General features: G+C 29.1%; 11 protein-coding genes. 9 read left to right on the forward strand and 2 right to left on the reverse strand.

Annotated features, from left to right (window positions below; genetic code table 11):
- The first annotated feature begins 40 nt into the window (after nt 1-40).
- The 4 genes from BFJ87_RS02600 to BFJ87_RS02615 all read left to right on the forward strand — a co-directional run bounded on the left by BFJ87_RS02600 (nt 41) and on the right by BFJ87_RS02615 (nt 4,323).
- On the forward strand, nt 41-2,032 hold the full coding sequence (locus BFJ87_RS02600) for an ATP-binding protein (protein ID WP_077399513.1): 1,992 nt from the start codon (nt 41-43) through the stop codon (nt 2,030-2,032).
- Nucleotides 2,033-2,316: 284 nt separating this feature from the next.
- A complete protein-coding gene (locus BFJ87_RS02605) occupies nt 2,317-3,123 on the forward strand; it encodes a DUF3592 domain-containing protein (RefSeq protein ID WP_077399517.1) in 807 nt (268 codons plus the stop codon).
- A gap of 179 nt (nt 3,124-3,302) precedes the next feature.
- Complete coding sequence (locus BFJ87_RS02610) at nt 3,303-3,695, forward strand: VOC family protein (RefSeq protein ID WP_075695591.1); 393 nt, start codon at nt 3,303-3,305, stop codon at nt 3,693-3,695.
- A 115-nt stretch (nt 3,696-3,810) separates the two neighbouring features.
- Nucleotides 3,811-4,323: a hypothetical protein gene (locus BFJ87_RS02615; RefSeq protein ID WP_077399520.1), complete on the forward strand. Its 513-nt coding sequence runs from the start codon at nt 3,811-3,813 to the stop codon at nt 4,321-4,323.
- Between the two features lie 101 nt (nt 4,324-4,424).
- Here BFJ87_RS02615 and BFJ87_RS02620 read toward each other — a convergent pair whose 3' ends face one another.
- Nucleotides 4,425-4,577: a YqaE/Pmp3 family membrane protein gene (locus tag BFJ87_RS02620; protein ID WP_077399523.1), complete on the reverse strand. Its 153-nt coding sequence runs from the start codon at nt 4,575-4,577 to the stop codon at nt 4,425-4,427.
- Nucleotides 4,578-4,916: 339 nt separating this feature from the next.
- Between BFJ87_RS02620 and BFJ87_RS02625 the strand changes: the two genes are divergently transcribed.
- From BFJ87_RS02625 to BFJ87_RS02645, 5 genes are all read left to right on the forward strand, one after another.
- Complete coding sequence (locus tag BFJ87_RS02625; protein ID WP_077399526.1) at nt 4,917-6,347, forward strand: T9SS type A sorting domain-containing protein; 1,431 nt, start codon at nt 4,917-4,919, stop codon at nt 6,345-6,347.
- A 428-nt stretch (nt 6,348-6,775) separates the two neighbouring features.
- Nucleotides 6,776-7,231 (forward strand): hypothetical protein, encoded by a 456-nt coding sequence (locus tag BFJ87_RS02630; RefSeq protein ID WP_077399529.1) that lies wholly within the window; start codon nt 6,776-6,778, stop codon nt 7,229-7,231.
- A 5-nt stretch (nt 7,232-7,236) separates the two neighbouring features.
- Complete coding sequence (locus BFJ87_RS02635; RefSeq protein WP_077399531.1) at nt 7,237-7,440, forward strand: hypothetical protein; 204 nt, start codon at nt 7,237-7,239, stop codon at nt 7,438-7,440.
- A complete protein-coding gene (locus BFJ87_RS02640) occupies nt 7,415-9,844 on the forward strand; it encodes a DUF2813 domain-containing protein (protein WP_171974458.1) in 2,430 nt (809 codons plus the stop codon). The genes BFJ87_RS02635 and BFJ87_RS02640 overlap by 26 nt, the downstream gene beginning before the upstream one ends.
- Before the next feature lie 35 nt (nt 9,845-9,879).
- Nucleotides 9,880-10,860, forward strand: coding sequence for a hypothetical protein (locus tag BFJ87_RS02645; protein WP_077399537.1), 981 nt, complete (start codon nt 9,880-9,882; stop codon nt 10,858-10,860).
- Between the two features lie 293 nt (nt 10,861-11,153).
- Here the strand turns inward: BFJ87_RS02645 and BFJ87_RS02650 are convergent, their stop codons facing one another.
- Complete coding sequence (locus BFJ87_RS02650; RefSeq protein WP_077399540.1) at nt 11,154-12,500, reverse strand: vanadium-dependent haloperoxidase; 1,347 nt, start codon at nt 12,498-12,500, stop codon at nt 11,154-11,156.

The following is a 12,500-nucleotide window of genomic DNA, read 5'->3' on the forward strand; positions in this document are numbered from 1 at the left end:
ATTTACGTTTATGTGTAGTTGGCAGTAATACTCAAACCAAATGCAGAAAGAAGCAAAAATTACATCAAAAGGAATTAAAAAAGTTTTAAAAAACTACAATCCAGCTTCTTCATTTGCAGAATATGTTTGGAATGGTTTTGATGCAAAAGCAACTAAGATTGAGATAAACTACGACTCAAACGAATTAGGAAAAATTGACTTTATACAAGTAAAAGATAATGGTACTGGAATTGACCTTGATAATATGGGTTTCAAGTTTGACAACTTCTATGATTCGGAAAAATCTATTCAAATACAATCACCTAAACATTCTTCAATTTTACACGGTAAAAATGGAGTTGGTCGATTAACATTTTTCACTTTTTCAAATGATGCAAAATGGACAACTTATTATGAGAAAAAAGGAATTAAAGGAGGTACAATAAGTATTTCGGCTGAAAATTTAAAAGTTTACGACAAAAGTTTAATTAATTCAGATTCAAAGTTTACTGGTACAACAGTATATTTCACAAACTTACTTATTGGTATAGATTACGCTGAACAAGAGTTGACAGCCTATTTGAAAAAAGAATTTTGCTGGTTTTTAGAGTTAAATAAAGAGTATTCAATTATTATAAATGGAATACCATTAGATTATTCTGATTTAGTAGCTGACAGAGATTTTTTCGAATTAGAAAATAGCAATAGCGTATTTAAAATAAAATATGTTCAATGGACTGAATCATTAAATAAAGAACATTCTAAATTTTATTTTCAAGATTCTAATGGAAAAGAAATTTATAAAAATTTCACTACTCTAAATAAAAAAGGAGATTATTACTATCATAGTATATATATCGAAAGTGATTTCTTCTCACACTTTGATTTTAGCAAAAATGAGGAAAGCAACCAAGTAAGTTTATTTGCAAAAGCAAAATCTTCAACAGAATACAAATACTTAATTAATAAGCTTAATGAATATTTAAAAAGTAAACGTAAACCCTACTTAAGACAATATGCAGAAAGATTAGTATTAGATTACGAATTAGAAGGAATAATACCAAACTACAACAACTCTTGGGAACAAATTAGAAGTAAAGAACTTAAAGACACAATCATTGGTTTATATGAAGTTCAACCTAAAATATTTTCTAATTTAAATTTAGAACAGAAAAAGATATTCGTACAATTTATTGACTTATTACTTGATTCTAATGAAAGGGAAAATATATTCAAGATAATAGAAGGTGTTACTAAGTTAGAACCAGAAGAAAGAGAAGATTTGTCTAATATTTTACACAAGACAAGTTTAAGCAGAGTTATAAATACAATTAAGCTAATTGAGGATAGATACAAAACTTATTACCAATTAAAAGAACTTGTATTTAATGAAGAACTTGGAGCTAAAGAAATACCACATTTACAGGATTTAATTGAAAATCATTACTGGCTTTTCGGAGAAGAATATCATTTAGTTACAGCAGCTGAACCAAAGTTTGAAGAGGCTCTGAAAAGATACATATACAAAACAACGGGAGAAATAACTGACACAAAAATTGACCATATCAATAAGAATAGAGAAATGGATATTTTTGCTTGTAGACAACATCAAAAAGATTCAAAAATAGAAAACATCGTTCTTGAATTAAAACATCCAAAAATCAAATTAGGGGAAAAGGAATATTCTCAAGTAATGAAATACTTAAGTGTAATAAGGTCTAGACAAGAGTTCAATGCACCAAATATGTCTTGGAAATTTTATCTAATAGGTAATAAATTTAATACAAGCCAGTACATCGAAATGCAAATTAAGACTAATAAAAACCACGGAGAAGAATCGTTAGTTTATAATGAGGATGGGAGAATTAAAGTCTACGTTAAAACTTGGAGTCAAATTTGTACAGAATTTGAATTGAGACATAATTTTCTTGACAAGAAATTAAAATTAGAAAGAGAAAAACTTTATGAATTAAGTAAAAATGCAGACGAAATTGTTGAAAAATCGAAAAACAATTCAGCAGTTAGTCAAAAAGAAGTTGAAATTCCGAAATAAGTACTACTGAAAACAAAGTATTGTGGTAAAAAAGAAGTAAAAACTAACTAATTTTTAGCTAAAGTTCTTCTGTAAGAATCATCATATATTAGTTCTGATTTTGCAATAGCAAAGGCTTGTTTTAGTAGTTTATTATACACGGCTATATAAAAAATAGCGGTTTTGGTGGTTAAACGAAAATGATTATTGTAAACTTAAGGTGAGTTATAATCGGAAAACTTAGTGTCTAAACCACGCAAGAAACCATATACAAAGCCGTTAGTAATAAACCTAAAAACAAATAAATGGAAAACAATAAGACAAAAGGTTATTTATTAATTGCTGGAATAATTGCAATTGTTCTAATTCCTATAATCTATATTGTATCTAATAAATTAAAATCGGAAGAATTAATCCAAAAAGGTATCAAAACAGAAGCTACAGTAGTGGGTGTATCAAGGTCACGCAATTTCAAAACCAGTACTTTTAATTACAGCTTAGCATTAAAATATAAGGACGAAAACGGGAATGTATTTGAAGAAACTATACCAGTTAATTATGATAATTTTCGTGGAAAAGGAATCGGACAGAAAATCGAAATACTTTATTTACCCGAAAATCCACAAGAAATAAATTTAGTTGACTACCAGAAACTGTACAATACAGAAGAGCGAGTTTTAGGGCCAAACGATTTATTGGCTTTTTATGAAAACAATAGTCTTGAATCAGTTTACTCAGAATTGAATAAAATAAGTAACGGTTGGTTACTAGACCAAAACGATTCAACACTTTTTATAAATTCAAGAAGAAATAGTTTTATTTACGTAAGAAAAGATTCGATAGCATATTTTACTGGTGTTAAAAATGAGACAGCAGTAAAATCTAAACTTAATTTATACAAAAGAGTCAAATCGGAGGTAATAAAAAGAGCGCCAAAAAATATCAATCCTTTTCAACTGGTAGAGTTACCAAAAAATGACTTCGAAATGCCAATGCCGACAACTTTTTACGAAAAGGATGATTGGAATTTGTATTCTACAACGGTAGTTGATTATTCTAGCAAACCTTGGTTTTCACTAGTTCTCAAAAAGTCTATTGCTAACAATGGGTAAACGTAATGCGGGCTTTGGGCAAAACCGAAAGTTTTAAAGAAGGAAAAGAAAAAGCAACATAAATCCCGAGGAGTTGGAACAATCATAATATTCTACATGTGATTTATTTGCTAAATTAGTTGCTTAAACCACGCAGCTAATCTTATACAAAACCGCTGTGTGTAACCTAATAAAACACTATGGACTTTAAACGAACAGGAATAATATTGTATACTATTGAATATAAAAAATGCGTAGACTTTTATGAAAACATACTTGAATTAAACAAAATGTTTGAAACTGAAAATCTGACGTGTTTTGAATTTGGCAACTCTTATTTGATGGTAGAGTTTGACGATGAATATAACGGAACACAAACTGAATCTGAACGAATTAAGACTTGTTTACGAATGAATGTTTCTAACGTTAAAATCCTTGCGGACAAACTGATTGAAAAAAATATTGAAGTGGACTACCAAGAACACACTTGGGGAACAATTGCGAAATTTTTTGACCCAGACGGAAATTTATGTGCCTTTAAGGACAGTGAAACTTTTGAAAAACAAATTGCAGACGGAATTAAAGTGAACTAAGCAGAAGAAGAAGAGTTAACTAACACTTGTACAAGACTATTTTTATTTACTAAATTAGGAGCGTAAACACTAAAGGTTTAATAAGCAAAACCGTGGTGTATAATTAATTAAAATTATGAAAAACATTATTAAAATTGGAATTACGATTATTGGAATTCTACTCGTAATAAATTTTATTGAAAATTTAGACAGCTTAATATCTGAATATGTCAACTACTTGGAAATGAAAAAAATGGATGGTTACACATATTCAAAACAACCTAAACTACTAGATTTTATTCTTTCATTTATAGGTGTCTTCTTGAAATTAATTTTTGGATTATTTCTGATAATTAAACCATCATTATTTACAAATATATATATTCCTGATAACATTGAGTCTAATGATGAAAAATGGGCTTTAAAGTTAATACTAAGCTTTAAATATTGTTTAGCAATTTATTTAATCGTTTTTGGAATAATTGAAGTGATAGAAGTAATTGTCAGAGAATTTCAATTCACAGAAAAGGCTAGAAACAATTATGAATTTGTTAGGTATAGTTGGACTTCTGTAATACCCAAATGTTTTAGTATTATTATAGGATATATATTATATAAATCATTTAATGAAAAATTATTTTTAAAATAACGATAAACAGTAATGGATTTAAAATTTCTGTACTAATTTAATATAAAGATACACGATTTATTAGAGTATGCATTTTTATTAAAATTAAGCTGCTAACGCATTTAATCATTAACAATAAATGCGTGTATAACTCCTGGTAACCACCCAATAATTGTTAGTATAAGACTAATTAAAAATGTTTTTCCTATTCCGTGTTTCATAAATACAGCTAATGGTGGTAGTATTATATTTAGTATAATTGTTAGTATAGACATATGTAGTTGTTTTAATTATTAAGCAGTTATGTTTATTTGTTTTTATATGTATTTTATGCTAAATTATAAGTATTATGACCAAAGCTTTACCTCAATAAGTCATATTATTAACCTTATCAAGTAATAAGAATTTCTACTTTATTTCATTACTATTTTTTAGTGAAAAATAATAGTGTTGATGTGTGTTCTCTTCATAAGTAGTAAATTATCCAATGCTAATACTATTTTATCCTAGATATTAATTGAGTTATTTTGTAGTGTAATTCTTACTACATTTGATTTTTTAAATGATTATACAATCATCACTAAAAAAATATTTAGTTCTAAAAATCAAAAATTATGAAAACAAAAAAACTACAGTTAAGTTTTATTTTGGTATGTGTTTGCTTGCTAGGCTACAGTCAGCAACCTAACAGACAAACTTCTAATCCTAACGATAATTTTAAATTATTAAACGATTTTTCTGATGAATTTAATTCAGGAAATATTAATTGGAGCAAATGGAGTAAAACAGCTAATTTACCAAGTACTAAAGCCTGGAAATGGAACAACAATGCTAATGCAAAATCTGTAAACTTTAAAGGAGAAAGTGCTGTTGAGTTAACTATGCGTCAGAATGCAAATAATGTTATAGATGGTATTACTTATTTTAAAAGTGGTTGTTTACAATCTATAAAACAGTTGCCTAAAAACTTTGTAGGTTATGTAGAGGCTAGAATTTATGGTGCAGAAATTAATTCTCCAAAAGCTACTGGACTAGACAAGTACAGAGGCGTATGTCCTTCTTTTTGGTTGTACAGTAAGTTTTTTGATAGTAAGCCAATTGGAGAAGCTGTATATACAGAAATTGATGTTGTAGAACTACAACAATTTGATTTTGATCCTAATGGTCCGGCTGGGCACCAACAAGATTTAATAACAGATGCAGAATCTAATCTTCACTTAGTAAAAAAGGCAAGTTTTGGTAGAGATTGGTATAGACCAAAACAACCAAAAGCAAGAGATGCTCAATTAAATAAGTACGAGTTACCAGGCAAATTTGACCCAACCAAAGGTTGGCATACCTACGGTTGTGAAATTACACCTTCTAAATTATATTTTTATGTAGATGGTGTAAGAGTAGGGAAGGCTTTAGATAATACCTATTGGAGTGATAATCCAATGTATGTTATAGCATCATTAGGCTTAAGAGTTCCATTTGTAGAGTTTAAAGGAAATGTATTTGAGCCTGTAAACCCAGAGGTTAATGCTAGAGCAAAAAAGAATATAGATGAAATGCCAGTATCTATGCACGTAGACTATATAAGAGTTTGGAAAAAAGATGGTTCTGGAGGAACTAATAATCCTGTTGGTAACTGTTCAACAGCTCCAACTTGGAAAAAATCAGGAAATTTTACAAAAGGAGACAGAGTAAAGCTTAATAATGCAATTTATGAACTAAAAGCTGGTAATGGTAGTTGTAGACCTGGTGGTGCTTCTAGTTGTTCTAAAAATCAATGGACTAAAATTTCTGATTGTGGTACTAATAGCAGTATTATTAATACTGACTCAGGAACTGTATATCCAAATCCTGCTAATACAATAGTTAATGTTGCTGCTAATAAAGGAGATTTTATTAGAATAATTACTTCTGTAGGCACAGTTGTACGCACTGTAAAAGCTAAAAATAGTACTACAGTAATAGATATTTCTGCATTGCCAGCAGGTTTATATACTGTTACAATTACGGGTAACAACAAAAATGAAACTAAACAATTGCTTATTAATTAATTTAAATTTAATAATAAAAGGCAGAATTAAACTTAGGTTTGATTCTGTTTTTTTTTGGTTTTTAATGAAACAACGTAGGAGGGAAGTGGAACTTTTTTTATGCTACCAATTACGGATTTCCGTAATATATACGTTGTAGGAATTAGTATTTTTAGCGTGATGAAAATATGGTGTTAATAGAACACTTTTTATGCGACGACGTAGGAGGGAAGTGGAATGTGTGTGGAATGGTCTGTTAATGTAAAGAAAAGTTTAGTTTACGATTTTCCTTCACAATAATTCCTACAATATTTTGTAGGTTTAAACTTTCTCTATTAATAATTAATTGTCTTAGCAATATTGATTTATGGCTATATGCTATTAAGCACGATTATATATAAAGAATTGATTTCATAAAACAACAACCAAGTTAAAACTTAGCAGTAATAATGGTCAAAGAAGTAACAATATATTTTGATAAACCAATGGATTTTACTCCTGAAAATATAAGACCATTAAACGGTATTACAGGTTTGTATTTTATATTTAGTAAGTCTATAGATATTAACTATCCATTTGATGTTTCTAAGCTCTTGTACATAGGTATGAGTGAAAAAAAAACGAATAGCATTGGAAGTAGGCTTATTGGTCATTATGATGGTAAGTCTAAAAATGCTGGATTATCTAATTATAGAAAAGCAGAGTCATTACTTTTCACCTATATAAATTTCGAAATGTTAAGAAGTGTTTGGGAGTTCAAAATTGAAGATTTAGAAAGCTATTTTCTTCTCGATTTTGTAGATAAATATGGTGTCTATCCAATTTGTAATAATAAGACGAGTTCTGAGATTTTAAAAAATGAATTAATAACGAGCTTCCGAATTAACTGGGAGTATTTTAAATAAAAACAATGAGCAAAGATGTAAAGTCAGGACAGGAAATATTAGATGATTTCTTTGAGACTATTGAGACTATAGAAGGCGTAGATTCAAAAATATCAAAAATGGTATCAGATTTATATAAAGAAGGTACGCTTACCGAGGCTAAAATAAAAAATGAATTGCAACAACTACGAATTCAAGAAAAGAATGAAGATGAAGCTAAAGCAAATTGATATAAAAGGATTACGTGGGATAAAGGAATCTCTTTCATTGGAACTGAATGGTAAATCTGTAGTTCTTTATGGAGATAATGGCATGGGTAAAAGTAGTATCTCTGATGCAATTGAGTGGTTTTACACAAATAAAGTAGCACACCTTTCAGGTATTGAAATTGATTTAAAAGATGCTCTAAGAAATGCTTCTTTAGATGAAGATTTTGTATCTGAAGCAGCATTGAAATTTCTTAAAAAAAGCGACTTTGATACTGGTAAAATACTTTATAAAAAAAGAGGGAAGTTAGAACATGATTATACTGTCAAATCAGATGAGATACGTGATTATCTAGTTAAGTCTAAAGAAGAGAATTTATTGCTACGCTATAAAAGTTTAAATGACTTTGTGGATATTACTAAAGGCGACAAACTTAAGTATCTATCTGATATAATTGGTTTTTCCGAGGTGACTAAAAAGAAAGAAGTCCTTAGAAAGGCTTTCAATTCTATAAAAACAGAAATAAAAAATCAAAATTTCGAAGGACAAATTAATGGACAAAAAGCCATACTTATAAATAAGATTGGAGCAGCAGTGAGTCAGGAAAAGGACTTCTTTGAAATAATAAAAAAGAAAATAGCTTCACTAAAAAAGAAAATGAAAATTGAAAGCATTGAAGATATCGATGCGCTTTTAAAACACTTGAAATCTGCAACTAATGAAAAGCTATTAAAAGAAAACACCTTTTTAGAAAAAATACAAACAGGTCTAGTAATAGTCCAAAGTGAAGTGGTTTTAATAAATACTCATTTCGACACATATTATGATGAATTCCAAAAAATTGCTGCTGATGTAGAAGGTATATTCAAAATTTTTATTGGTGATCTTTTAAAATCTGGAGATAAGGTAATTAAGAAGTTTCATAAAGAAGAGAGCTGTCCATTATGCTTACAACCAAAAGATAAAGATGAGTTAAGAGCAGAGATTGCCGAACGTTTAAAAGAAATTGAAGAAGCTGAAAAGAAGTTGAAAGCATTTCAAGAAGCTCAAGAATTAATAAAAAGTATAAGCATTGAAAGAATAAAAAGACTTGAATTGCTTTTGTCAGAGCCACTTTTTGAATTTCCAGAAAATGAACAATTAAAGAAAGATTTAGAATCTATAAAAGGAAAAATTAAACTTATGGAGACAGCAAGTTTGGTGAAACCTTCTTCTGGTGATAAAATTCAAGATTCCAAAAATATTGCTTTTAATATTTCAGATTTTCTCTTTCTAGATGGTTTAGCAGCAAGAATTAAGAAATTAAAAGAGACTATAAAAAAGGATAATATTACCGAAATTTACGCAAATATATCGGCTTCTAAGGATGCATTTCTTAAAATTAAAACTTTAGAAAAAGAGAGAAAGGCACTTGAGAAACAGAGCTCTTCATTATTTATTATTTATAATGAATTTATAAAGGTTCAAAAAGAGGGCTTAGAAAATTTTATAGACTCTTTCTCATCTAAAATAAATGAATACTACCAATATATGAATCCTGATGAGCCATTTCAGGAGATTAAGATTGTTACGATGGGAGAAGAAAATGAACTTAATGGTATAACAATTGAATATAAATATAATGGAACTTGGGTTTCGCCTCCTCAAAAATACTTTAGTGAGTCACATCTTAATTGCTTCGGAATATCATTTTTTTTAGCATCAGTAGAAGCTTTTAATGATATCAATGAATTCATAGTTTTAGATGATGTAATATCTAGCTTTGACTCTAATCATAGAAAACGATTTGCCGAGTTATTATTTGAAAAATTTTCTGAGAGACAAATCATTTTGCTAACCCACGAAGAAGAATGGTTTAGAAACTTTGTTAAACCACTTGCTAAGAAAAAAGGCTGGTTAGTAAATGAAATAAAATGGACTGAAGCTAAAGGAACACATTTTGAAGAATCTCAAGGTGATATTAAATCGAGAATCGAGAAAAAACTATCAGAATCTGAAGTTGATGGATTAGGCAATCCAATCAGACAATATCTAGAATCGTTGTTAAAAGAAATTTGTATGAATCTTGATGTTAAAGTTAGTTTTAGACCAAACGAAATAAATGAAAAGAGAATGCCAGATGAATTAATTAATGAGTTAAAATCAAGAATTAAGTCTAAAAGCAAAGATTTGAAAGAACATTATCCAACTATAGAAAGAGTTGCAAACTCATCTATTTTGGGGAATTTACTTTCTCACGATAATCCATTTAATCCAAAAATTGGTGACTTAAAGGCTTTTTGGGCAGATATTCAAGATATGGAAAAGATATTCTATTGTCAAGAAGACAAATGTACAAAACCACAAGTATCATGGAGAAACGTAGATACTGTTGAAAAAAAGATAAGATGTGGAGGCTGTGGAAAGACTAAATATGATTGGAAATAGTAATTTTTTGCAAAACAATATGAAAACAAATATCAATGAGTAAAAAACTTATATCTAGAACTAAACTATTTGATAAATTCTCAAAGCAACTTCATTTACTGAAGGAAAACGGATTGATTGATATTGAGTTAAAGTATGACGAAACTTATATATGTCCTTTATGCCTTGAGCAATTCCAAAGAGTTGATTTAATTTCTGATACTAATAAAAATTTTTTAACTGAAGAAGACGCTCCTCCTGAAAAACTGGGTGGCTCCAGAATTGCTTTAACTTGTAAGGATTGTAATTCTAAAGCAGGATATCAAATCGACAACCACTTAATAAATCGAATTAGAGAAAATGACGACAGGAAATTTTATAAAGGTTCTAAACAATATGGGAACTTAGAATATAATGGAGAAAGAGTAACCGCTGAAATAACGTCAAATGGTGATGGAACTTTAACAGTACTTCATCGAACAAAAAAAAACAACCCAAATATATTAGACAAGTTTATTTATGGTATAAAAAATAAAACTATAGGTCCAATATTAAACCTTGAACCTAAAAAATATAAAATAGATTCAGAGAGAGTTAATCTAGCTTTATTAAAGACTAATTACATTATTAATTTTGCGAAATTTGGTTATATTTTTCTTTTGGATAAACATTATGATTCTATAAGAACTCAGATTGAAAATATGGATGAGGGGTATGATGGACAGATTTTTTTAAAAGACCAATTTCCAAAAAACAAAGAAGGAATATATTATGTTTTAAATCCAGGAGCAAAATCAACTTTTAGTATTTTCTCATTGAAAACAGAATATTCAGAAACCTTAATTGGAGCAATATTACCTTTACCAAATAAAACACCAGAAGAAATTCATTATTCGCTTACTGGTAATGGATACAGTATTGGTGAAAATGGAAAAATAGGAGTTTCATTAGATACTAGTAATTATGATGGAGGTGCAGATTTATTTAACGATTTAAATGAAATAAATAAAATTATTAACTGGAAAAATGCACAATAATGAATTACAGAATACGCAAATTATGAGCAAGTATGTAATTTTTTGTAAATATTGGTTTACTTATAATTTTATAACTTTTTGTGAAAATGTATTTTAGTTTTAGATAACCACTAATTATATCTACAATTTATATTATGCTAACCACGCCACATTTAGCTTTATATATATCATTAATTATGTAAAATATTGTTGAAATGCACTATTTAGCTATTTGTCATAAATTGCACTATAATTTATATTATGTAAAATAGAATCATATAAACCATACTCTATCTACTGTTTTCATATACATTTTAATTTACTAATGTTAGCTTGTTTATAATATATGTGCCAACATTTTTGCCTTGTACAACACCATTATCTATAGCTGCCCTGTAATGTATACCTCCATATAAACGGCTTATGGCAGCTTCATTTGCAGCCGTATTAAAAGATGTAAACTTTCTGCTTGGTAAACCAAATGGCAATTCGGTATCATCTGTAAAACTAAAATTATCTCCAAATAAATGTGTTAATATGGTTGCAGATGCTCCAGAAACTACAGAATGTCCGCTGGTATATTCCGGAAACGGTGGCGTTTGTAATAATGGTGTCCATTCTTTATCTATGGTATTGTTTATTAAAGTTTCTGGTCTAATTAAGTTGCTACGGTATTTTTCATCCCAGCAACTAATAAAAGCATCAAAAATACCAATAGATGTTATGGTATTTGCGTGTACAGCAGCCATAAAGTCTAGCTTTTGCTGTTTGCACGCTATTTTTGTTATTCCTATCCAATGTGCACCTGGCGTAATTTTTTTTGTGGCAATCATTAAATGGCCTTTGCTAGTAGATACATAAGGATTACAATCCCAAAACTTTGCAATTTCTACTTCTTCAGACGTATCACCATTTTTACGAATCTCGTTAGTAACGGTATACACTTCTTGCAATTCTTTATAAAAAGCACTCTCTGGATCTAAAGAAAACTCTGGATGTCTTTTAGGCTTAAATTGTGCAGCAGAATCTAAAACCATTGGTCTAATTTTGTTCCAATGTGGTTCTATACCGTCCATATAAGCTGGTGGTGTTGGTTGCCATCTACCAGGATTATCTGTAGTTACCGTATACCCTTTAAAAGACCTAGTTTCTTTATAATTGTCTTTATGCATCCAATCTTTTATTCGGTTAGCCACTTTTATAGCGTATGTTTTAGAAGCTGTAAACTCCTTTTTGTTAGTGTTTTGCCAACTTGTGTATAAACTATCTGCGAAGGTTGTAACTATCTCATCTTTAAAAATTAGCTCTTTGCTAACATCTATATAAGCTACAAGCGCAGCAACTTTTAGGTTTACATTTTTTGGTGCTTTTGGGAATGGTTGTAAGGATTGTATTTTACCAGAAAGTGAGTTGTATTTGCTGTTGTTTTGTGCAAGTATTTCATAAGCTGCAACATTTGGATACATATATATTCTGCTTGCCACTGGTGGCGAAAATATATCATGAATCATTGTTTCTGTAATTTTATCTACAGCGTTAAAATATGTATCTACAGGTACTTGTAAAGGCTTGTTTTGTTTTGTGCAAGACACTAATAAAACTAAGCTAAACAAAGCTATAATAGCAAATTTAGAATACAAACTATTTTTAAACTGGTACAT

It is taken from the genome of Cellulophaga omnivescoria (assembly GCF_001999725.1).
Lineage (GTDB): Bacteria > Bacteroidota > Bacteroidia > Flavobacteriales > Flavobacteriaceae > Cellulophaga > Cellulophaga omnivescoria.

What these genes read in the sequence shown, in the direction of transcription:
- BFJ87_RS02610 (WP_075695591.1), top strand. Translation starts at nt 3,303, where the DNA reads ATGGACTTTAAACGAACAGGAATAATATTGTATACTATTGAATATAAA.
- BFJ87_RS02625 (WP_077399526.1), top strand. Translation starts at nt 4,917, where the DNA reads ATGAAAACAAAAAAACTACAGTTAAGTTTTATTTTGGTATGTGTTTGC.
- BFJ87_RS02645 (WP_077399537.1), top strand. Translation starts at nt 9,880, where the DNA reads ATGAGTAAAAAACTTATATCTAGAACTAAACTATTTGATAAATTCTCA.
- BFJ87_RS02615 (WP_077399520.1), top strand. Translation starts at nt 3,811, where the DNA reads ATGAAAAACATTATTAAAATTGGAATTACGATTATTGGAATTCTACTC.
- BFJ87_RS02620 (WP_077399523.1), bottom strand. Translation starts at nt 4,577, where the DNA reads ATGTCTATACTAACAATTATACTAAATATAATACTACCACCATTAGCT.
- BFJ87_RS02600 (WP_077399513.1), top strand. Translation starts at nt 41, where the DNA reads ATGCAGAAAGAAGCAAAAATTACATCAAAAGGAATTAAAAAAGTTTTA.
- BFJ87_RS02640 (WP_171974458.1), top strand. Translation starts at nt 7,415, where the DNA reads ATGAAGATGAAGCTAAAGCAAATTGATATAAAAGGATTACGTGGGATA.
- BFJ87_RS02630 (WP_077399529.1), top strand. Translation starts at nt 6,776, where the DNA reads ATGGTCAAAGAAGTAACAATATATTTTGATAAACCAATGGATTTTACT.
- BFJ87_RS02650 (WP_077399540.1), bottom strand. Translation starts at nt 12,500, where the DNA reads ATGTACCAGTTTAAAAATAGTTTGTATTCTAAATTTGCTATTATAGCT.
- BFJ87_RS02635 (WP_077399531.1), top strand. Translation starts at nt 7,237, where the DNA reads ATGAGCAAAGATGTAAAGTCAGGACAGGAAATATTAGATGATTTCTTT.
- BFJ87_RS02605 (WP_077399517.1), top strand. Translation starts at nt 2,317, where the DNA reads ATGGAAAACAATAAGACAAAAGGTTATTTATTAATTGCTGGAATAATT.